We start from the raw sequence: 20800 nt of genomic DNA, 5'->3' as shown, positions 1-20800 counted from the left end.
GGGCAGGCGCCGCGACATGGTCAGCGCAGGGTGTAGGAGGTCCCGTACATCTCCCAGGTGAGCGGGGTGTCCAGGTCCAGGTTCCCGGCCTGGAGGAAGCGGCGCTGGGCCGTGTCGACGCGGGAGGTGTCGCGGTCCGGGTAGCGGGCGAGCATGGCGGCGCGCCGGACGTCGAGGAAGGCGTCCAGGTACGTCTTCTCCGACCCGCCCGCGGCGGGCGTCTTCGCCCGCTCCAGGACGCGCTCGCGCAGGGCGTAGAAGCCGTTCTCGTCGGTGCCGGTGCCGTGGAAGACCATCGCGTCGAAGTACACGAACTGGCCCAGGGTGCCCAGGCCGTCCAGCTTGGCGAGGCGGACCGCCGGATCGAAGTAGACCCGGTCGCGCTCCGCCTCCTGCGCCGCGCGGAACTCCGGCAGCTCCGCCTCCGCCTTCCACGCCTCGGTGAAGCCGGGGTCCAGCCCCTCGAGCGAGTCGGTGCCGTCGACCTTCCGCAGGGCCGGCAGGTAACGCGCGAGACCGTTGCCGGGACGGCTCTCGGTGTAGTGCTCCACCAGGGTGAGCAGATCGTGGGTGCCGGTGCAGAAGCCGACGATGCCCGCGGTGTAGCCGCAGTCGTCGCCCTCGTCCTCGATGACCCCGTAGGTGGAGCGCCAGTCCGTGGTGGAGTGCTCGGCGCTCGCCACCAGCCGGTGGGCCAGCTCCTTCTTGTCGGGGGCGGCCAGCCCCGGCGGCAGGGAGGCGATGATCTCGTCGTCCTTGTCCCGCCGCTGCCCGTGGTCCTGCTCGGCCCGGTCCTTGACGTCGTCACGGGAGGACTGCGCGCTGACCGAGGACGGGGCGGCCGGCGCGTCGGCGGCCCCCGACGGCAGGACGAAGTACACCGCCGTGGCGACCACGGGGACGCCCGCGAGGAAGAGCACACCGGCACGTTTCACTGGGGGATCCCTCCACCTGTCAGTTCCGACACCTTCGCCGCCGCCAGGACGGCGAGCAGCACCACCAGCCCCGCGCACGCGCCGGCCTGCACCGGGACGCGGCGCCCGTCGCGCGGCGCCCAGGCGAACGCGAGCGCCGCCAGCCCGCCCGTGAGCAGCCCGCCCAGGTGACCCTGCCACGAGGTGAACACCGCGGAGACCACCAGCCACAGCAGCAGCCCGGCCATGAAGCGGTTCACCCCGCGCAGGCCGGCGCCCACCCGCCGGGACACCACGTAGAAGGCGGCCCCGACCCCGAACAGCGCGCCGGACGCGCCGACCGTGGGGTCCGAGGGCGCGATCAGCAGCACCAGCACCGAACCGCCCAGCGCCGACAGCAGATACAGCGCGAGGTAGTGGACCCGGCCCAGCATCGGCTCGACCACCCGGCCCAGGCTCCCCAGCACCGCCATGTTCATCAGCACGTGGAGGACGCCGAACGTCCCCTCCGCGGGCGGCAGATGCAGGAACGCGCCGGTCAGCAGCCGGTACCACTCGCCGCCCGCGACGCCCTCCGGGGTGATGTCCGCGGGATACGGCCGCGTCCACACGTAGTGGCCGCCGTCCGGGCCGAGCAGCCCCGCGCCCACCATCGCGAACCGGTCCACGACCTCCGGCCGGACCACCTCCGCCAGGTACACCAGCGCGTTCACGGCGATCAGCGCGTACGTCACCACGGGCACCACCGAGACCCGGCCGCCCACCAGAGTGCGCGCCTGCCGCACCGACCGGGCGCCCTCCCGCACGCAGTCGGGACACTGGTGGCCCACGGCCGCCTCGCGCATGCAGTCGGGACAGATGCACCGCTCGCAGCGGACGCAGCGCACCCGGCACTCCACCCGCGGAGGGCGGTAGCAGGTGGTGACGGTGGACTCGGGCTCCACAGGCCGGCTCCTCGGCGGGGTCGGGACGGAAACGGCCGGCGGGGGGACGGCGGCGCACACGACGACAGCGGCGAACAAAATAGCGAACAGCCGAGGGGCGGGCGAACGCCGGGGGTGAAATGCCGTGCTCGTGGCGGTCGTCGCGGGCGGGACGCGGGCTCCGGACCACTAGGTGTCGCACTCCAGCACGGACCGGCACAGACCGCACCGCGCCCGCACCCGCCCGGCCACCGGCACCCGGATCCGCTGGTGGCAGGTGGGACACGGGAACGACACCCGCAGCGGACCGTGACCCTCCGCCGAGAACCGGTACGCCGTCTCCCGCCCCGCGCCCGGCGCCTCCGCGTCCCCCAGCGCGTGCCGCCGGTCCCGCGCGTACCGGCGCCGCCCGGCCCACCCCGCCGAGCGCAACGGCGGCTGCTCCGCGTCCCGCCGCGCCAGCGCCAGCCCCTCGCGGTACGCCGTGTACGCCTGGGGGCTGGTGAACCACACCGACGGGTCCTCGCCGAACAGCAGCGCCCGCTTCGCCAGCACGTACCCGAACTCCTCCGGCGTGAGGTACCCGAGCTTCTGCGACGACGCCCCGTCCTCCCGGAACGCGTCCAGCAGCAGCCACCCCGCCCCGAGGTACGCCGCCGTGGTGTCCGTGAGGATCTCGTTCTCCCGCGTCGACGGGAACGACAGCCCGAGCCGGTGCAGGTACACGTGCGCCACCTCGTGCGCCAGCGCCGCCCCGATGTCCCGCCGATGCGTGCGGAACCGGTCGTTCAGCTCGACGAAGTACTCCGGACCCGCCGCCAGTTCGACGTTCGCCGCATGCGTCATCTCACGGAACCCGACGATCAGCCGCGCGTCCGGCAGCCGGTAGTGCGCCACCATCTCGCGCGCCACCCGCTGCGCCCCCAGATGCAGGTCGTCCGTGTCGCAGAACGCCACGTCGGCCGGCGCCACGCTCACCGAGAAGGTGCGGACCGTGTCGTACGACAGACGCCGGTACAGCGCCGTGACGGACTCCCGCACCGTCCGCAGATGCGGGTAACCGTGCTCCACCGGTCCGCCGTTCGCCACGTCGCACCCCCGCCGCGCCTGGACCCCCTCCACTGTACGGGCCCGCCCCGCCCGCCGCCGTCTCCGGACGCGCGGCCCGCCCGCCGTAGGCTGAACCGCCATGACCACCAGCAACGCCGCCGGCCCCGACGCCGACCCCGCGGTCCTCGACGAACTGACCCGCCTGCGCGACAGCATCGACAACATCGACGCGGCCGTCGTCCACATGCTCGCCGAGCGCTTCAAGTGCACCCAGCAGGTCGGCCGGCTCAAGGCCGAGCACCGGCTGCCGCCCGCCGACCCGGGGCGCGAGGCCCGCCAGATCGCCCGGCTGCGCGCCCTCGCCGAGAGCGCCAAGCTCGACCCGGCCTTCGCGGAGAAGTTCCTGACGTTCATCATCGCCGAGGTGATCCGCCACCACGAGCGCATCGCCGACGACACCGCGAACGGCGCCTCCTGAGCGGACCGGACGCCGGCCCGGGACGCGGCGGGGAGCGACGGGGCGGCGCGTGCACGGCGTGCACGCCCTGCCGGACGCCGGGCACCGTCCGTCACCTCCCGTCCCCGCGTCCGGCCCTGGCGAGGAAGGACGCGCGCCATGCCGCCCGCCGTCCGCGTCCTCCTCGCCGGCCCCCGCCACCGGCCCCCGCCACCACCCCCGTCGCCCCCGGGGCGCCGCGCACCAAGGTGCGCCACCTCCACGACACCCGCCGGCGCGGGCTCGCCCCGGAGGCCGAGGCGTGCTCCCCGCGCGCCCGGCCCGACGCGGCCGGCGCCCCGCCGCACGCCCCGCGCCGCCCCTCCCGCACGCGCGCGTGCCCCCCGCACAGCCCCCGGGGGCGCACACCGCGGAGCCCGGAAGGGACCGGACATAGGCCGCGTACCCCATCCACCTCTGTGCCCGGCAGGCGGCATCAGGCAGCATGGCGTGCATGTCCGTACTGACGCGCGACGAAGCGCAGAACCGAGCACAGCTCATCGACGTCCACCGCTACACGATCGCCCTCGATCTGACCGCCGGGGACGAGACGTTCGACTCCCGCACCCTCATCGGGTTCACCGCCCGCGCGGACGCGGACACCTTCGTCGAGATCAAGCCCGCCGAACTGCGCAGCGTCACGCTCGACGGACAGCCCCTGGACCCCGCCCTCCTCGACGACGGCCGGCTCCCGCTGAGGAACCTCACCGCCGGCGGACACGAGCTGCTGGTCGACGCGCGCATGCGCTACTCCCGCACCGGCGAGGGCATGCACCGCTTCACCGACCCCGCCGACGGCGAGACCTACGTCTACACCCAGCTCTTCCTGGACGACGTGCAGCGCGTCTTCGCCGCCTTCGACCAGCCCGACCTCAAGGCCGTCTTCGAGCTCACCGTCACCGCGCCCGAGCACTGGACGGTCCTCGCCAACGGCGTCACCGAGCACACCGGCGGCGGCGTGTGGAAGGCCGCGCCCACCCCGCCCGTCTCCACCTACCTCGTCGCCGTCGCCGCCGGCCCCTGGCACTCCGTGCGCACCGAACACCGCGGCCTGCCCTTCGGCCTGCACTGCCGCCGCTCCCTCGCCCCGTACCTCGATGCGGACACGGAGGAACTCCTCGACATCACCCGCGTCTGCTTCGACCGCTACCACGAGAAGTTCGACGAGCCCTACCCCTTCGACTCCTACGACCAGGCGTTCGTGCCCGAGTTCAACGCGGGCGCCATGGAGAACCCCGGACTGGTCACCTTCCGCGACGAGTTCGTCTACCGCTCGGCCGTCACCGACACCGAGCGGCAGACCCGCGCCATGGTGATCGCCCACGAGATGGCCCACATGTGGTTCGGCGACCTCGTCACCCTCCGCTGGTGGGACGACATCTGGCTGAACGAGTCCTTCGCCGAGTACATGGGCTACCAGACCCTCAACGAGGTCACCCCCGCGAGCCCCGGCGGACAGCCGCCCCGCTGGCGCGGCGCCAGCACCTGGACCGACTTCGGCGTCTCCCGCAAGGCCTGGGGCTACGACGCCGACCAGCGGCCCTCCACCCACCCCGTCGCCCCGGAGCACGTCGAGGACACCGCCTCCGCCCTGCTCAACTTCGACGGCATCTCCTACGCCAAGGGCGCCTCCGCCCTGCGCCAGCTCGTCGCCTGGCTCGGCGAGAAGGACTTCCTCGCCGGCATCAACACCCACTTCGAGCGGTACCGCTTCGGCAACGCCGGCCTCGCCGAGTTCATCGACTCGCTGGCCTCCGCCACCGAGCGCGACGTGCACGCCTGGGCCGACGCCTGGCTGCGCACCACCGGCGTCGACACCCTCACCCCCGAGATCCGCACCGGCGACCACGGCGCCTGGACCCTCACCGTCCGCAACACCGGAGGGCCCGGCTCCACCGAGGGCGGCAGGCGCCCGCACCGCATCGCCGTCGGCGTCTACGACCGCGACCTGCACGACCCCGGACGCCTCGTCCTGCGCGAACGCGCCGACGCCGACGTCCCCGCCGACGGAACCGTCTCCCTCGACACCGGCGGCACCCGCCCCGCCCTCGTCGTCCTCAACGACGGCGACCTCAGCTACGCCAAGATCCGCTTCGACCCCGACTCCCTGACCACCCTGCGCACCCACCTGTCCGGGCTGCCCGACCCGCTCACCCGCGCCGTGGTGTGGAACGCCCTCAGGGACGCCGTACGCGACGGGGAGCTGCCCGCAGGCGACTACCTCGGCATCGCCCGCGCCCACCTGCCCCACGAGACCGACATCGCCCTCGCCCAGGGCGTCCTCGCCTTCGCGTCCGGAGAGGCCGCCGACCACTACCTCACCCCGGACCGGCGGCCCGCCGCGCTCGCCACCCTCACCGACCTGTGCCGCGACCTCATCCGCCGCACCGAGGACGGCGACCACCCGGGCCTGCGCCTGGTCGCGGTGCGCCACTGCATCGACGCCGCAGCCCGCCCCGAGACCATCGCCGCCTGGCTCGCCGAGGGCACCGTCCCCGGCGGCCCCGAACTCGACCCGGAACTGCGCTGGCGGATCCTCGCCCGGCTCGCGGTGCTCGGCGCCGTCGACGAGTCCGCCATCGCCGGGGAACTGCGCCGCGACCCCAGCGCCACCGGCCAGGAGGGCGCCGCCCGCTGCCGGGCCGCCCTGCCCGACCCGGACGCCAAGGCCCGCGCCTGGGAGGCCATGTTCGGCTCCGACGACCTGTCCGCCTACCTGTTCACCGCCACCGCCCAGGGCTTCTGGCAGCCCGAGCAGGCCGAACTGGTCCGCCCCTACGTGGCGCGCTACTTCAAGGACGCCGTCGCCCTCGCCGCACGCCGCGGACCCGCCATCGCCACGGCCGCCGGACACTGGGCCTTCCCCGCCCACGCCGTCGACGCCGGGACCCTGGAACTCGGCGAGAAGGCCCTGCGCAAGACCGACCCCGTGCCGGCCCTGCGCCGCCAGTTCACCGACCGGCTCGACGATCTGGCCCGCGCCCTGCGCGTCCAGCAGGCGTGACAGCGGACGGGAACGCGTCGGGGGCGCCGCCGGACGGACCGGCGGCGCCCCCGACGGGCATCCCTGCGACCGACGGTCAGAACACCGGCGTGCCGTCCCGGGTCAGCCGCCAGTCCTGCGACGCGAAGTCCTTCGGGTCGAGGACGCCCCTGGCCGTCACCCACTCCGCGATCCGGGCGCGGATCTCCGTCGACTCCGCCCACAGCTCCGGCGCCGACGCCACGTGCGGGAACGCCCCGCCGCCGTTGGCACGGTAGTTGTTCACCGCCAGCACGAACCGCTGCGCGTCGTCCACCGGGGCGTCGTCGAACCTCAGGTTCCTGATCCGCGACCCGGCCGGCCGGGCGATGTCGATGTCGTACGTGGCACCCGACACGTAGTCGTAGGTGTAGTCCGGACGGCCGTTCGCGTTGGTCAGCCTCTCCACGTCCACCGGCGCGTCCGCGGCGGTCCGCACGAAGTACTCCGCCGAGTGCTCCAGGTACGCCCGCACCTGAGCGCCCGTCATCAGCGTGTTGTCGTACACGTACAGGCCGGACAGGTCCCGGACGGTCACCTCGCCCGCCGGGATCTCGCTGGTCCGGGAGAACGGCGACGCCTGCGACAGCACCGGCAGCGCGGCGTGCTCGGTGCCCGCCAGCGCCTCCCGGACCACGTCCTCCTGCACCTTGCTGATCAGATCGATGACCGGCGCGTCGACGGCGCACAACGCGCGTAGATTCGCCCGACGATTCTGACCTGAACACGTCGATCCGGAACACCTCCCTCAGGTGTCGATCCGGTGACCGGCCCCGCACGCTCACCGGAGCGGCCCACCGCACAATTCGGCACTTGTCAATACCCTTTCACCCGCAAGCCGTTCAGCCGTCACCCGCCACCACATCACTACCCACGGGTAAGGCCTAGGGTCGAACCATGCGCCGAGCGAAAATCGTCTGCACCCTGGGTCCCGCGACGGACTCGTACGACCAGATCAAAGCCCTGGTCGACGCCGGAATGGACGTGGCCCGCCTCAACCTCAGCCACGGCGAGCACGCCGAGCACGAGGAGCGGTACCGAAAGGTGCGCAAGGCCGCCGACGAGACCGGCCGCAGCGTAGGACTCCTCGCCGACCTCCAAGGCCCCAAGATCCGCCTGGGCCGCTTCGCCGAAGGCCCCGTACTCCTCGAACGCGGCGACCCCTTCACCATCAGCGTCGAGGACGGCGTCGAAGGCGACCGCCACCTCTGCGGCACCACCCACGCCGGCCTCGCCGAGGACGTCACCCCGGGCGAACGCGTCCTCGTCGACGACGGCCGGGTCACCCTCGAGGTCACCGCCGTCGACGGCCCCCGCGTCCACACCACCGTCGTCGAAGGCGGCGTCGTCTCCGACCACAAGGGCCTCAACCTCCCCGGCGTCGCCGTCTCCGTGCCCGCCCTCTCCAAAAAGGACGAGGACGACCTGCGCTGGGCGCTGCGCACCGGCTTCGACGTCGTCGCCCTCTCCTTCGTGCGCAGCGGACGCGACATCAAGGACGTCCACCGCATCATGGACGAGGAGGGCCGCCGCCTCCCCGTCATCGCCAAGATCGAGAAACCCCAGGCCGTCCAGGCCCTCGACGAGATCGTCGCCGCCTTCGACGGCGTCATGGTGGCCCGCGGCGACCTGGGCGTCGAGATGCCGCTCGAACAGGTCCCCATCGTCCAGAAACGCGCCGTCGCACTCGCCCGGCGCAACGCCAAGCCGGTCATCGTCGCCACCCAGATGCTCGACTCGATGATCGACAACGCCCGGCCCACCCGCGCCGAAGCCTCCGACGTCGCCAACGCCGTCATCGACGGCACCGACGCCGTGATGCTCTCCGGCGAGACCAGCGTCGGCAAGTACGCCGTCGAGACCGTGCGCACCATGGCCCGCATCGTCGAGGCCGCCGAGGAGGACATCCTCGCCCGCGGCCTGCCCCCGCTGACCGAACGCGACAAACCCCGCACCCAGGGCGGCGCCGTCGCCCGCGCGGCCGCGGAGATGGGCGACTTCCTCGGCGCCCGCTTCCTCGTCGCCTTCACCCAGTCGGGCGACACCGCCCGCCGCCTCTCCCGCTACCGCTCACCCATCCCCCTGCTCGCCTTCACCCCGGACCCGGCCACCCGCTCCCAGCTCAGCCTCTCCTGGGGCGTCGAGACCTTCCTCGGCCCGCACGTGGCCTCCACGGACGCCATGGTCGACCAGGTCGACGAACTCCTGCTGCGGTACGCCCGCTGCGCCGAGGGCGACACGGTCGTCATCACCGCCGGCTCCCCGCCCGGGGTCTCCGGCTCCACCAACATGGTCCGCGTCCACCACATCGGCGAGGACGACAGCCCGAAGTGACCGCGCGCCGCGTCCCGGGTCAGTGCTTGGGACCCACGTGGAGATCCATCAGGGCGACGGACGCCTTGCGGGCCACGGAGACGTTGCAGGGGTCGCTGCCACGGGCCGACGCCGTCCATTCGACACCCACCTTGTCCAGCGTGTCGGTGAAGAGCTTCCTGATGTCGTCGGACTTGTTGGTGAAGAAGTACCGCGGGTACTCGTAGCGCTTGCGCTCGCCGGCGACCACACGGGTCGTCCAGTTGGTGATCCGGCAGCCGTCCGAATGGACGAGCCCGCGGATGAACGCCCAGGGGTGCGCGTCGACGACCGCCTGCTGCCAGGGCTCCAGGGCGATGGTGCGCGTGTGCTTCATGCCCGGTCCGTGCTGAGGGAAGAGACAGGGCCAGTGCTTGCTGGAGCTGGTGACCGCCACACAGCCCTGTCTCCGCACGCGGCAGACGCTGTTGTCGGGTCTGACAGCGCGGAGTGCCGCCTCGCACTCGTCGATGACGCCCGGCCACGCCTCGTCCAGGACGACGCGCATGTAGTAGACGCCTCTGCGGTGGGTGCTGATGCAGCCGTCGCCGAGGTACAGGCCGAGAAGGTGGGCGTACGCGCCGGGGTCGTCAGGGACGCCGGGAGTGGCCTGACAGCGGGGGCAGGACGTGCCCGCGCGCCTGAGCGGCTCGATGCGCGTTCGCCAGGAGCGGATGGCGTACCTGGACACGCCCATCTCTTTGCTGACGGCGTTCAGACTGCGGCCCTGCGCCACCAGTTGCAGCGCTCGCCGGCGTGTACCCATGTCGTACATGTGGCCACTCTGAGGCCCCGGCCACGACAGCGTGCAGCAAAAAGTGGATGTTCACGAGAACGTGCACATCCACTTCGTAGTGACCTTGGAACCCAAGGAAAGGTGCCCCGGGTCGGACTCGAACCGACACTGTATGGGTTTTGAATCCATTGCCTGCTGCCAATTGGGCTACCGGGGCCCGAGGAATCAAAGGTTTCCCCTCGACCCTTTGCGCGACCACCTTACCGCAGCTAGGTAGGCTCTTGTCAGCAGAGTTCTGCCTCGCACCAAGGAGCCCACGTTGAGCGCCCCCGAGTCGCCCCAGCCCGCAGACGTGTCCGACGACGGCAAGTCGCACGTGCCGCCGATGACGACGCGCGTCGTCATCGCCGAGGACGAGGCACTGATCCGGCTCGATCTCAAAGAGATGCTCGAGGAGGAGGGGTACACGGTCGTCGGCGAGGCGGGCGACGGTGAGCAGGCCGTCGAGCTGGCCCGTGAGCACCGCCCCGACCTGGTGATCCTCGACGTGAAGATGCCCAAGCTGGACGGCATCTCCGCGGCCGAGAAGATCGCCGAGGAGTCCATCGCCCCCGTGCTGATGCTGACCGCCTTCTCGCAGCGCGACCTGGTGGAGCGGGCGCGGGACGCGGGCGCGATGGCGTACCTGGTCAAGCCGTTCAGCAAGAGCGACGTGGTGCCCGCGATCGAGATGGCGGTGTCGCGGTTCACGGAGCTGAAGGAGCTGGAGCGTGAGGTCGCCGACCTCAGCCAGCGTCTGGAGACGCGCAAGCTGGTGGACCGCGCCAAGTCGGTGCTGCAGACGCAGTACGGGCTGACCGAGCCGGCCGCGTTCCGCTGGATCCAGAAGACCTCGATGGACCGGCGCATGTCGATGCAGCAGGTGGCCCAGGCGGTCATCGACGACGCCGAGGAGAAGAAGGCCGCGAAGGGCGGCTGAGCGGGGCCGCCGCCCCCTGAGGCACGGGTACGACGAAGGCCCGCGCTCCCGTACCGGGGGCGCGGGCCTTTTGCCCGCGGGTTCAGTCCTCGCCGAGGTAGGCCTTGCGGACCGACTCGTCGTGGAGGAGGTCGCGGCCGGTGCCGGAGAGGACGATGTTGCCGACCTCCATCACATGGCCGTGGTCGGCCAGCGACAGGGCCGCCTGGGCGTTCTGCTCGACGAGCAGGATGGTGGTGCCCTGGGACTTCAGCTCGGCGATGGTCGCCATGATCTTCTGCATCATGATCGGCGACAGACCCATGGAGGGCTCGTCGAGCATGAGCAGCTGGGGCCGGGACATCAGGGCCCTGCCCATGGCGAGCATCTGCTGCTCACCGCCGGAGAGGGTTCCGGCGGCCTGCTTGCGGCGTTCCCCGAGGATGGGGAAGAGGTCGTAGGCGCGCTGGATGTCCTGCTCGATGCCGGCCTTGTCGCTGCGCAGGAAGGCGCCGAGGCGGAGGTTGTCCTCGATCGTCATGCGCGGGAAGATGTGCCGTCCCTCGGGGGAGTGGGCCAGTCCGAGCGAGACGATCTTGTGGGCGGGGACCTTCTTCAGCGACTTGCCGTTGAACCTGATCTGGCCGCCGACCGGCTTGAGAAGTCCGGAGAGCGTGCGCAGGGTGGTGGTCTTGCCGGCGCCGTTGGTGCCGATCAGGGTGACCACTTCGCCGGCGCCGACGCTGAACGAGATGCCCTTGACGGCCTGGATCTTGCCGTAGGCGACTTTCAGGTCCTCGACCTCGAGGAGTGCGGTCATCGGTCGTTCTCCTTGCCGGGCGCGGCGTCCGTGGGGGCGTCGGCCTCCGTCTCCGCCTGTGCTTCTGTCTCGGCGTCCGTGGCGGGTTCGGCGTCCGTGGCGGCTGCGGCTCGCGCCTCGGTGTCCGGCCGTGTGTCCGCGTCAGCCGTCTCGTCGGCCGTTCCGGCGGCGGGCGCCGGGGTGCCGGCCGCCTTGGCGGGGGTCCGGGGCCGGCCCGCTGCCTCGGCCGCCGCTTCGGCGGCCTCGACCTCGGCGGCCTCCGCGGCCCCGGGGTCGTTCGCCAGCGGTTCGCCGATGTAGGCGGCGATGACCCGTTCGTCGCCCTGGACCGTGGCGGGGTCGCCCTCGATCAGCTTCTGTCCCTGGACGAGGACGGCGACCCGGTCGCAGAGGTTGAAGATGAACCGCATGTCGTGCTCGATGACGAGGACGGCGGTGCCCTGGTCGCGGATGGCGAAGATGAGCTCTTCCGCCGCCCGGGTCTCCTGGGGGTTCATGCCCGCGGTGGGCTCGTCGAGGAGCAGCAGTCCCGGTTCGCTGGCGAGCGCGCGGGCGATCTCGAGCTTGCGCTGCTCGCCGTAGGGGAGGTTGCGTGCGAGCTGGTCGGCCTTCTCGGCGAGGCCGACGAACTCCAGCAGCTCCATGGCGCGGGCGCGGGAGGCGGCCTCGGCCTTGTGGAAGCCGGGCCCGCGCAGGACGGCCGACCAGAAGCCCTCCTTGGTGCGGGTGTGGCGGCCGACGAGGACGTTCTCCAGGACCGTCATGTTGGCGAACAGCCGGATGTTCTGGAACGTGCGGGCGATGCCGGCGGCGGTCACCTTGAAGGACTTGGGCGGGAGCACCTTGTCCTTGTAGCGGACCTCGCCCTCGGTGGGGATGTACAGCCCGGTGAGGCAGTTGAAGAAGGTGGTCTTGCCGGCGCCGTTGGGGCCGATCAGGCCGACGATCTCGCCGCTGCGGACGGTGAGGTCGACGTCCCGGACGGCGGTGAGGCCGCCGAACCGCATGGTGACGCCGCGCGCGTCGAGGACGACGGTGCCGGGGGCGGGCGCGCCCGCGGCGGTGTCCTTGGTGGTGGTGTCGGTGGTCATGGTGGTCAGGCCCCCGTCTTGCTCAGGACTGTGGGCGCGTCGGCCTCTTCGTGGAACTCCAGCCGGCGGCGCCGGTTGGGGATGAGGCCCTCGGGACGGAAGCGCATCAGCAGTACGAGCGCGATGCCGAACGCGAGGAGCTGGTAGTCGCCCAGGAACTGGAGTTTGTTGGGGATGAGGAAGAGCAGCGCGGCTCCGATGAGGGGTCCGGCGATGGTGCCCATGCCGCCGAGCACGACCGCGGCGAGGAGGAAGGCGGAGTTGGGCGGGGTGGTGCCGGCGAACAGGTACTGCTCGGGGGTCACGGTGTAGGTGACGTGCGCCTGGACCGTGCCGGCGAGGCCGGCGAGGGTGGCGCCCACGGCGAAGGCGATGAGCTTGACCCGGAAGCCGTTGATGCCCATGGCGAGGGCGGCGGTCTCGTCCTCGCGGATGGCGACCCAGGCCCGGCCGATGCGGGAGTCGCCGCTGCGCCGGAAGACGAGGACGACGACGGCCGTGATGAGCAGCATCAGGAAGAAGTAGTTGGCGAACCGGCCGATGGTGAAGCCGCCGATGTCGTGTGCGACGCCCAGGTCGAAGCCCAGGATGTTCAGGTCCGGGATGGACGCGATGCCGTTGGAGCCGTTGGTGAGGTCCGGGCCGGAGGTGCCGTCGGTGTTGTTCACGGCGATGCGGAAGATCTCACCGAAGCCGAGGGTGACGATGGCCAGGTAGTCGCCGCGCAGCCGCAGGGTGGGCGCGCCGATGAGCACGCCGAAGACGAGCGAGGCGGCGGCACCGACGAGGACGGCGGCCCAGAAGGGGAAGTGCACGCCGAAGGGCGAGCTGGGCGAGCCGGAGACGAGCGCGGCCGCGTAGGCGCCGACGCCGAGGAAGGCGACGTAGCCGAGGTCGAGCAGGCCGGCGAGGCCGACGACGATGTTCAGGCCCAGGGCGACGGTGGCGAAGATGAGGATGTAGACGCCGAGGGTGGCGTACTGGTCGTCGGTCTGGGTGAAGGGGAACAGGGCCGCCGCGACGAACGCGCCGCAGACGGTGATGTTCTGGTGGCGGGCGCTGATCTGGGAGGCGTGGGCGATCAGGCCGGAGCGGTTCAGTGCGCTGAAGCCGAAGCCGGCGGTGATCAGGAAGCCGACGAACAGCTCGTCGTACTCGGTGCCGATGCCGTAGGTGAAGACGGTCAGGGCGACCGCCAGGACGGCGACGATGATCAGGATCTCGGCGTAGGACGGCAGGGTGCGCACGGGGCGCGGGGAGCCGGAGGCGAAGGCCGCCCGCAGCACCGCCAGGGCGTGTCCGGTGTCGTGCGTGAACCGTTCCCAGCCGCCGGCCTCGGGGTCGATCGGGTCGGGTTCGGGGCGCTCGAAGGGGAGGGCCAGGGCGCCGACGAGGGCGATGAGCGTGGCGGCGGCGGCGAGGTAGCCGCCCGGTTCGAGGTTGACGACGCCGCCGAGTTCGGCGCTGATCGAGACGACGGTGTACCAGACGGTGGCGAAGGTGCCGAGCACGGCGTACTTCACGGCCGCGTCGGCGCCGGCCGGGGTGAGCCAGCCCAGTCCTCTGACGCCGTGGGAGGCGAGGCAGAAGAGGGTGGCGAGGGCGCCGCCGACGAGGACGAGCACCTGGAGTCCGCCCGGGTAGCCGTAGACGGTGAGGTCGCCGGGGAAGGCGGAGGTCCAGGTCCAGGCGAGGAAGGTGGATATGACGGCGAGGACGCTGCCGCCGGTGGCGAGGGCCCGCGCGAGGTTCGCGGGGATGCCGATGAGCCCGGAGGGGGTGTTCGGGGCGGGTGCGGCCACGGTCTTCTGTGCTGTGGTCTGTGTGGTCATCGGTGTCACGCCCTGTCCGCGACGCGCTCGCCGAGCAGGCCCTGTGGCCGGAACAGGAGCACGAGGATGAGGAGGATGAAGGCCCAGACCTCGGCCCAGGACTGGCTGCCGAACTGGTCCAGGCCGGGGATGTCGGCGATGTAGGCGGTGGCCAGGGTCTCGACGACGCCGAGGACCACACCGCCGATCATGGCTCCGTAGATGTTGCCGATACCGCCGAGCACGGCCGCGGTGAAGGCCTTGAGGCCGAGGATGAAGCCCATCTTGAAGTCGATCTGGCCGTACTTCAGACCGCTGGCGACACCGCCGACGGCGGCGAAGACGGCGCCGAGGGCGAAGGCGATCACGATGATGCGGTCGGTGTTGACGCCCATCAGCTTCGCGGTGTCCGGGTCCTGCGCGGTGGCCTGCATGCCGCGGCCGGTGCGGGTGCGCATGACGAAGTAGGCGAGGAACGCCATGCTGAGGGGTGCCGCGACGAGCAGGAAGATGTCGCCGGTCTGGACGGTGGCGCCGCCGATGGTGAACGGGCCGCCTTCGATCTGCGGGAAGGCCAGCTTGGACTTCGCCTCCGGGTAGAAGGCCCAGACGGCCTGCTGGAGTGCGAGGGAGAGTCCGATGGCGGTGATCAGCGGGGCGAGCCGGGGCGCGCCGCGCAGCGGGCGGTAGGCGAACCGTTCCGCTCCGATGGCGACCAGCACCGAGGTGATCATGGCGCCGATCAGCATGAGCGGCAGGGCGACCCACATGGAGGTGCCGTCCGGCAAGACGTACAGATGCACGGTGATGGCGCCGAAGGCGCCGACCATGAAGATCTCGCCGTGGGCGAAGTTGATGAGCTGGACGATGCCGTAGACCATTGTGTAGCCGATGGCGACCAGGCCGTACATGGATCCCAGTAGCAGGCCGTTGACCAGCTGCTGCGGCAGTTCGTTCACCGCATGTCCTCCGAGACTTTCGGGTTCGACGGATGGGCCGGAACCGAGTCCGCGCGGGGCGCCAGTGGAACAGCGCCCCGCGCGGCTCGTGTGAGTGGTGCGGGGGAGGTCAGCCGGTGAAGGTGCCGGACTTCACGGTGGTCCAGTCGCCGCCCTTGACGGTGTAGACGGTGAGCTGCTTGTTGGTCGCGTCACCGAACTCGTCGAAGGAGACCTTGCCGGTCACGCCGTCGAAGGAGACGTTCTGCATGGCGTCGACGACCTTGGCGCGGGCGTCGTCGGGCAGCTTGCCGTCGTTGTCGTCGACGACCTTCTTGACGGCCTCGATGATGGCCCAGGCGGAGTCGTAGGAGTAACCGCCGTACGCCTCGTAGTCCTCCTTGTAGCCCTCGGCCTTGTAGTTCGCGACGAACTCCTTGGCGGACGGCAGCGACTCGACGGGCGCGCCGACGGAGGTGGCGAGGTCGCCGGTGCCGGCCGCGCCGGCCAGCTTGATGAAGTCGGCGCTGTAGATGCCGTCGCCGCCGACCAGCGGGATCTTGGCGCCGGCTTCCTTGATCTGCTTGCTCAGCGGGCCGGCCTGCGGGTACTCGCCGCCGTAGTAGACGACGTCGGCGCCGGAGTTCTTCACCTTGGTGGCGACGGCGCTGAAGTCCTTGCTCTCCGGGTTGATGTGCTCGGTGCCGACGACCTGGCCGCCGAGCTTCTTGAACTCCTCGGTGAAGGTGGCGGCCAGTCCGGCGCCGTAGGTCTTCTTGTCGTCGATGACGAAGACCTTCTTCTTCTTGGCGTCGTTGTAGACGTACTGCGCGGCGAACGGTCCCTGGATGGCGTCCGTGGTCGCGGTGCGGAAGTACGACTTGTACGGCCGTTCCTTCTTGGTTTGCCAGTTCACGCCCTGGGTGAGGGCGGGGTTGGTGTTCGCGGGGGAGACCTCGACCAGCTTGGCGGTGTCGAAGACCTTCTGCATCGACTCGCCGACGGAGGAGTTCAGCGGGCCGACGACGCCGAGCACGTCCTTGTTGGCGACGAGCTTGGTGGCGTTCTGCTGGCCGACGGAGGCCTGGCCCTGGTCGTCGAGCGCCTCGATCTTGAAGGTGACGCCCTCGACGTGCTTCTCCTTGTTGGCGATCTTCGTGGCGAGGTCCACGGAGTTCTTGATGCCGAGGCCGAGCGCGGAGAGGTCGCCGGTCAGCGGTGCGTCGACGCCGATGACCACGGTGGTGTCACCGTTGCCCGAGTCCGAGCCGCCGCCGTTGTCGTCGCGTGAGCCGCAGGCGGTGAGGGTGAGTGCACCTGCCGCCAGGGCGGCGGTGATGGAGATGAGCGAACGTTGACGCACGATCCAGTCCTTTCCCCTGACAGCCGCTTCCCCGTGGAAACGGCCGAGTCGAGCGCTGGGCCGAGTGAGAATCAGGCGGCGCGGTGACTGGCCGTGACTCTAAGCGTGTGGGGGGAATGTGGAGGAGACTCTGGCCAAGGCTGTGACGCTCTTGTTATGACACGACGTATTGCAGAGCGGTACTGAGTGGGGAGAAGAGCTGAATTCCCGCCGATTTGCCCTGTCCGCATGGTGAGAAACCGCAGGAACCGGCGGGGGTGCTCCAGGTGTATCAGGCGTTTTGCTGATTACCGGAATCCGTTGCCGCAGGCCACCTCCAGGGCCGCGGACAGGTCCCTCGCGTACCGGGCGCCGAGGATGTAGCTGTGCGCCTCTTTTGCGCGCGTGTTACGCAGTGTTACGTCCAGGAAAGGGAGTCCGGCGTTCCGTGGCACTTTTCCGCATTCCGTCACGCGGGCGGTCACGGTGATCTTGCGGGACATGCCCCCTTTCACTCGTAAAGGAGTGGTCGGCCCGGATCCGAGGGACAGGCCCGCGCAGGGCTGGGAAATGTCCAGGACGAGCACCGGAGCATCGGATTCCGAAAACGCTTGTATTGTGAATTCAAATTCAGGCAAAGTCGCCCGCGCGTCTCTGACCTGCATGGACAGGTAACGGAAGGACGTCGTCTGACTCGGGAAGCGGGGTTCGGGCGGTGGTGCGGGGCGTGGGCGCGTGAGGTGGAGGGCGAACCCGCCGACGAGTACGGCGACGGCGAGGAGCGCGCCGGCCGCGGTCCGGCGGCGGCGTCCCGGCGTGCGTGCGGACGGCCTGTTCCAGGGGTGCGGGGCGGCGGGGGCGGGGTCCGACGGGCGCGTGTCGCCGTCCGGTTCGACGGGACCGATCCCGCTCATCGCCAGGGCCCCTCACCGGGCCCTCCGGAGCGGTACCACGCGACGCACCCCTCGCGCGCCTGACGCCCCGTCACCCTGCCGACATCGCGCGCCCCTTCGCGCCGGGCGGCGCGCGCGGCCTCCACCACCTCGCGCAGGATCTCGTACTGGCCGCCGGACATGCCCATGGACTGGTAGTCGCCGTAGCCGCGGCCGTCGAGCACCTCGCGCGACCAGTGGCCGACGATGCGGACGCAGAGGTCCACGTCGGAGGTCGCCCGGGGGGACGGGGAGGTGCGGGCCGCGGGGGAGGCGTCACGCGCTGTGCCCGGGCCGGCCGTACCGCACCCGGCCACGGCCAGGGCCGTCGCGAGCACGGCCGGGAAGGGCGCGCGGAACGCCCCGGCGCCGCGAGAGGTGCCGCCCCGTCCCATGACACGGAACGCTGGAGCGCCCGCCGGCCGCGGGCAAGGGCGGCGACGGGCGCGGTGCCACGGGAGCGGGGCGGGTGTGCGGGGGAGCGCGAGGCGTGCGGGGTGCGCGGTGCCGAGGGCTCCCCGCGCCCCGGCGGCCGTCAGCCGGCCGCCTTCTCCGCGTCACCGGGCCGCGCGTCCCGCAGCAGGCAGGTCAGCCGGGCGGTGCACACCCGCTTGTCCGCCTCGTCGGTGATCACGATCTCGTACGTCGCCGTGGACCGCCCCCGGTGCACCGGGGTGGCGACTCCGGTGACCAGACCGGAGCGGACCCCCCGGTGGTGCGTGCAGTTGAGGTCCACGCCGACCGCGATCCTGCCCACGCCGCCGTGCAGCATCGAGCCGACCGAGCCCAGCGTCTCCGCCAGCACGGCGGACGCGCCGCCGTGCAGCAGGCCGTAGGGCTGGGTGTTGCCCTCCACCGGCATCGTGCCGACGACGCGCTCCGCCGACGCCTCCGTGATCTGCACGCCCATCCGCGTGCCGAGGTGGCCCGCCGAGAACAGCGCCTGGAGGTCCACACCGAGCGCGGCGTACTCGTCGATGACCTCCTGCGGGAACTTCACCTGCTGCGGCTCTCCCATGGGCCCGGCTCCAATCGTGCGTCGGTACGTTCGTACGTCTGTGCCCTGAGCGCACGCTCAGTCGGTCGCCGATTGTTCCAGACGCACCACGACCGACTTGCTGGCCGGGGTGTTGGAGGTGTCCGCGGTGGCGTCCAGCGGCACCAGGACATTGGTCTCCGGGTAGTAGGCGGCGGCGCACCCCCGCGCCGTCGGGTAGTGCACGACGCGGAAACCGGGCGCCCTGCGCTCCACACCGTCCTTCCACTCGCTCACCAGGTCGACGTAGGAGCCGTCCGCGAGCCTCAGCTCCCGGGCGTCCTCCGGGTTCACCAGCACCACGCGGCGCCCGTTCCTGACGCCCCGGTAGCGGTCGTCCAGGCCGTAGACCGTGGTGTTGTACTGGTCGTGCGAGCGCAGCGTCTGCAGCAGCAGCCGGCCCTTCGGCACCTGCGGGCACTCCACCGGCGCCGCGGTGAAGTTGGCCTTGCCGGTCGCGGTGGGGAAGCGGCGCTCGTCGCGCGGGGCGTGCGGGAGGGCGAAGCCGCCGGGGCGCGCCACGCGCGCGTTGAAGTCCTCGAAGCCGGGCACCACGCGCGCGATGCGGTCGCGGACCGTCGCGTAGTCCCTCTCGAACTCCTCCCACGGCACGTCGTCCTCCGCGCCGAGGACCCGGCGGGCCAGCCGGCACACGATGGCCGGCTCCGACAGCAGGTGCGGGCTCGCCGGCTCCAGCCGCCCGCGCGAGGCGTGCACCATGCCCATGGAGTCCTCCACCGTCACGAACTGCTCGCCGCCCGCCTGCAGATCGCGCTCGGTGCGGCCCAGCGTCGGCAGGATCAGGGCGCGCGTGCCCGTGACCGCGTGCGAGCGGTTCAGCTTCGTCGACACGTGCACCGTCAGCCGGGCCCGGCGCATCGCGGCCTCGGTGACCTCGGTGTCGGGGGAGGCGGCGACGAAGTTGCCGCCCATCGCGAAGAACACCTTCGCCGCCCCGTCGCGCAGCGCGCGGATCGCCCGGACGACGTCGTGGCCGTGCTCGCGCGGCGGCGCGAAGCCGAACTCCCGCTCCAGGGCGTCCAGGAACGCCGGCGCGGGCCGTTCGACGATGCCCATGGTGCGGTCGCCCTGCACGTTGGAGTGGCCGCGCACCGGGCACACGCCCGCGCCCGGGCGGCCGATGTTGCCGCGCAGCAGCAGGAAGTTGACGATCTCGCGGATCATCGGCACGGAGTGCTTGTGCTGGGTCAGGCCCATCGCCCAGCAGACGACGATCCGCTCCGAGTCCAGCACCATCCGCAGGAACCGCTCGATGTCCTCGCGCGCCAGGCCGGTCGCGGCGAGCGTGGAGTCCCAGTCGGCGGCGCGGGCGGCCTCGGCGAACTCCTGGAAACCGTGGGTGTGTTCGCGGACGAACTCCTCGTCGACCGCGCCCGGGGTGTCCAGGACCAGCTTGTTCAGGAGGCGGAAGAGGGCCTGGTCGCCGCCGATGCGGATCTGCAGGAACAGGTCGGTCAGCGCGGTGCCTGCGGTGAGCCCCTTGAGCGTCTGCGGGTTCTTGAAGCGCTCCAGGCCCGCCTCCGGCAGCGGGTTGACGCTCACCACGCGCGCGCCGTTCGCCTTGGCCTTCTCCAGCGCGGACAGCATGCGCGGGTGGTTGGTGCCCGGGTTCTGCCCGGCGACCACGATCAGGTCCGCCCGGTACAGGTCCTCCAGCAGCACGCTGCCCTTGCCGACGCCGATCGTCTCCGACAGGGCCGAACCGGAGGACTCGTGGCACATGTTGGAACAGTCGGGCAGGTTGTTCGTGCCGAGCTTGCGCGCGAAGAGCTGGTAGAGGAACGCGGCCTCGTTGCTGGTGCGGCCCGACGTGTAGAAGACGGCCTCGTCCGGGGAGGACAGCGCGGCCAGCTCCTCGGCGACGATGCCGAAGGCGCGCTCCCAGCTCACCGGCTCGTAGTGGTCGGCGCCCTCCGGCAGATACATGGGGTGGGTCAGCCGGCCCTGCTGCCCCAGCCAGTACCCGCTGCGGCGGGCCAGGTCGGAGACCGGGTGCGCGGCGAAGAACTCCGGGGTGACCCGGCGCAGCGTGGCCTCCTCGGCCACCGCCTTCGCGCCGTTCTCGCAGAACTCCGCGCGGTGCCGGTGCTCCGGCTCCGGCCAGGCGCAGCCCGGGCAGTCGAAACCGTTCTCCTGGTTGACGCCGAGCAGCGTCAGCGCCGTGCGCCTCACACCCATCTGCCGGTGGGCCATGCGCAGGGTGTGACCGATCGCGGGGAGCCCGGCGGCCGCCCGCTTCCGCTCGGCCACCTTCGGCGCGTCCTGGACCGGATCACCCTGGGGCGGCTTCGTTGCCATCGCGCACTCCGTTCACGCACACGTGTGAGGTGGATCTCCGATCCTCCCACGGGGCCCGGG

16 protein-coding genes, 1 tRNA gene and 1 pseudogene are annotated in these 20800 nt (G+C 71.5%); 4 read left to right on the top strand and 14 right to left on the bottom strand.

Annotated features, from left to right (window positions below; translation table 11 throughout):
- Positions 1 to 20 precede the first annotated feature (20 nt).
- The 3 genes from ACIQ8B_RS00395 to ACIQ8B_RS00385 form a co-directional block, all read right to left on the bottom strand.
- Entirely contained in the window at positions 21 to 935 is a 915-nt protein-coding gene (locus tag ACIQ8B_RS00395; RefSeq protein WP_290007177.1) for a chitosanase, read from the bottom strand.
- Positions 932 to 1858, bottom strand: a complete 927-nt coding sequence (locus ACIQ8B_RS00390) for a rhomboid family intramembrane serine protease (protein ID WP_403544143.1) — start codon at positions 1856 to 1858, stop codon at positions 932 to 934. The genes ACIQ8B_RS00395 and ACIQ8B_RS00390 overlap by 4 nt, the downstream gene beginning before the upstream one ends.
- A 168-nt stretch (positions 1859 to 2026) precedes the next feature.
- Positions 2027 to 2926, bottom strand: coding sequence for a hypothetical protein (locus tag ACIQ8B_RS00385; RefSeq protein WP_290007181.1), 900 nt, complete (start codon positions 2924 to 2926; stop codon positions 2027 to 2029).
- 100 nt (positions 2927 to 3026) lie between these two features.
- On the opposite strand from ACIQ8B_RS00385, the gene ACIQ8B_RS00380 reads away from it, so the two are divergent.
- Both ACIQ8B_RS00380 and pepN read left to right on the top strand, forming a co-directional pair.
- Positions 3027 to 3365: a chorismate mutase gene (locus ACIQ8B_RS00380; RefSeq protein ID WP_106414693.1), complete on the top strand. Its 339-nt coding sequence runs from the start codon at positions 3027 to 3029 to the stop codon at positions 3363 to 3365.
- Positions 3366 to 3828: 463 nt separating this feature from the next.
- Entirely contained in the window at positions 3829 to 6387 is a 2559-nt protein-coding gene (gene pepN, locus ACIQ8B_RS00375) for an aminopeptidase N (protein ID WP_403544140.1), read from the top strand.
- 76 nt (positions 6388 to 6463) lie between these two features.
- On the opposite strand, the pseudogene ACIQ8B_RS00370 reads toward pepN, so the two are convergent.
- Positions 6464 to 7084 (bottom strand): annotated as a pseudogene (locus tag ACIQ8B_RS00370) (5'-nucleotidase C-terminal domain-containing protein); the annotation flags it as partial.
- Positions 7085 to 7302: 218 nt separating this feature from the next.
- Here ACIQ8B_RS00370 and pyk point away from each other — a divergent pair.
- Positions 7303 to 8739: a pyruvate kinase gene (gene pyk, locus ACIQ8B_RS00365; protein ID WP_403544138.1), complete on the top strand. Its 1437-nt coding sequence runs from the start codon at positions 7303 to 7305 to the stop codon at positions 8737 to 8739.
- Positions 8740 to 8758: 19 nt separating this feature from the next.
- Here the strand turns inward: pyk and ACIQ8B_RS00360 are convergent, their stop codons facing one another.
- Both ACIQ8B_RS00360 and ACIQ8B_RS00355 read right to left on the bottom strand, forming a co-directional pair.
- Positions 8759 to 9532: a transcriptional regulator gene (locus ACIQ8B_RS00360; protein WP_403544136.1), complete on the bottom strand. Its 774-nt coding sequence runs from the start codon at positions 9530 to 9532 to the stop codon at positions 8759 to 8761.
- A gap of 103 nt (positions 9533 to 9635) precedes the next feature.
- A tRNA-Leu gene (locus ACIQ8B_RS00355) sits at positions 9636 to 9710 on the bottom strand.
- A gap of 102 nt (positions 9711 to 9812) precedes the next feature.
- On the opposite strand from ACIQ8B_RS00355, the gene ACIQ8B_RS00350 reads away from it, so the two are divergent.
- Positions 9813 to 10472 (top strand): ANTAR domain-containing response regulator, encoded by a 660-nt coding sequence (locus tag ACIQ8B_RS00350; protein ID WP_403544134.1) that lies wholly within the window; start codon positions 9813 to 9815, stop codon positions 10470 to 10472.
- An 82-nt stretch (positions 10473 to 10554) separates the two neighbouring features.
- Here the strand turns inward: ACIQ8B_RS00350 and ACIQ8B_RS00345 are convergent, their stop codons facing one another.
- From ACIQ8B_RS00345 to ACIQ8B_RS00310, 8 genes are all read right to left on the bottom strand, one after another.
- On the bottom strand, positions 10555 to 11271 hold the full coding sequence (locus ACIQ8B_RS00345) for an ABC transporter ATP-binding protein (protein ID WP_106414699.1): 717 nt from the start codon (positions 11269 to 11271) through the stop codon (positions 10555 to 10557).
- Positions 11268 to 12362, bottom strand: coding sequence for an ABC transporter ATP-binding protein (locus ACIQ8B_RS00340; protein ID WP_403544132.1), 1095 nt, complete (start codon positions 12360 to 12362; stop codon positions 11268 to 11270). Before ACIQ8B_RS00340 ends, ACIQ8B_RS00345 begins: the two co-directional genes overlap by 4 nt.
- A gap of 5 nt (positions 12363 to 12367) precedes the next feature.
- Positions 12368 to 14194 carry a branched-chain amino acid ABC transporter permease gene (locus tag ACIQ8B_RS00335; protein WP_403544130.1) on the bottom strand — a complete coding sequence of 609 codons (1827 nt, stop codon included), beginning with the start codon at positions 14192 to 14194 and terminating at the stop codon, positions 12368 to 12370.
- A gap of 5 nt (positions 14195 to 14199) precedes the next feature.
- Positions 14200 to 15132 carry a branched-chain amino acid ABC transporter permease gene (locus ACIQ8B_RS00330; protein ID WP_290007191.1) on the bottom strand — a complete coding sequence of 311 codons (933 nt, stop codon included), beginning with the start codon at positions 15130 to 15132 and terminating at the stop codon, positions 14200 to 14202.
- Positions 15133 to 15241: 109 nt separating this feature from the next.
- Positions 15242 to 16474: a branched-chain amino acid ABC transporter substrate-binding protein gene (locus tag ACIQ8B_RS00325; RefSeq protein ID WP_106414703.1), complete on the bottom strand. Its 1233-nt coding sequence runs from the start codon at positions 16472 to 16474 to the stop codon at positions 15242 to 15244.
- A gap of 889 nt (positions 16475 to 17363) precedes the next feature.
- Positions 17364 to 17780 carry a hypothetical protein gene (locus tag ACIQ8B_RS00320; protein WP_403544127.1) on the bottom strand — a complete coding sequence of 139 codons (417 nt, stop codon included), beginning with the start codon at positions 17778 to 17780 and terminating at the stop codon, positions 17364 to 17366.
- Positions 17781 to 17920: 140 nt separating this feature from the next.
- A complete protein-coding gene (locus tag ACIQ8B_RS00315; RefSeq protein WP_403544125.1) occupies positions 17921 to 18403 on the bottom strand; it encodes a PaaI family thioesterase in 483 nt (160 codons plus the stop codon).
- 57 nt (positions 18404 to 18460) lie between these two features.
- A complete protein-coding gene (locus tag ACIQ8B_RS00310) occupies positions 18461 to 20740 on the bottom strand; it encodes an FdhF/YdeP family oxidoreductase (protein WP_403544123.1) in 2280 nt (759 codons plus the stop codon).
- Between the last annotated feature and the right edge of the window lie 60 nt (positions 20741 to 20800).

It is taken from the genome of Streptomyces sp. NPDC096105 (genome assembly GCF_044763335.1).
In the GTDB taxonomy this organism is placed as follows: domain Bacteria; phylum Actinomycetota; class Actinomycetes; order Streptomycetales; family Streptomycetaceae; genus Streptomyces.
This window is presented reverse-complemented; position numbering and strand designations above follow the sequence as displayed.

Excerpts from the sequence above, each read along its gene's own strand:
- ACIQ8B_RS00345 (WP_106414699.1), bottom strand. The coding sequence starts at position 11,271 with ATGACCGCACTCCTCGAGGTCGAGGACCTGAAAGTCGCCTACGGCAAG.
- pyk (WP_403544138.1), top strand. The coding sequence starts at position 7,303 with ATGCGCCGAGCGAAAATCGTCTGCACCCTGGGTCCCGCGACGGACTCG.
- ACIQ8B_RS00360 (WP_403544136.1), bottom strand. The coding sequence starts at position 9,532 with ATGTACGACATGGGTACACGCCGGCGAGCGCTGCAACTGGTGGCGCAG.
- pepN (WP_403544140.1), top strand. The coding sequence starts at position 3,829 with ATGGCGTGCATGTCCGTACTGACGCGCGACGAAGCGCAGAACCGAGCA.
- ACIQ8B_RS00340 (WP_403544132.1), bottom strand. The coding sequence starts at position 12,362 with ATGACCACCGACACCACCACCAAGGACACCGCCGCGGGCGCGCCCGCC.
- ACIQ8B_RS00320 (WP_403544127.1), bottom strand. The coding sequence starts at position 17,780 with ATGGGACGGGGCGGCACCTCTCGCGGCGCCGGGGCGTTCCGCGCGCCC.
- ACIQ8B_RS00315 (WP_403544125.1), bottom strand. The coding sequence starts at position 18,403 with ATGGGAGAGCCGCAGCAGGTGAAGTTCCCGCAGGAGGTCATCGACGAG.
- ACIQ8B_RS00335 (WP_403544130.1), bottom strand. The coding sequence starts at position 14,194 with ATGACCACACAGACCACAGCACAGAAGACCGTGGCCGCACCCGCCCCG.
- ACIQ8B_RS00310 (WP_403544123.1), bottom strand. The coding sequence starts at position 20,740 with ATGGCAACGAAGCCGCCCCAGGGTGATCCGGTCCAGGACGCGCCGAAG.
- ACIQ8B_RS00380 (WP_106414693.1), top strand. The coding sequence starts at position 3,027 with ATGACCACCAGCAACGCCGCCGGCCCCGACGCCGACCCCGCGGTCCTC.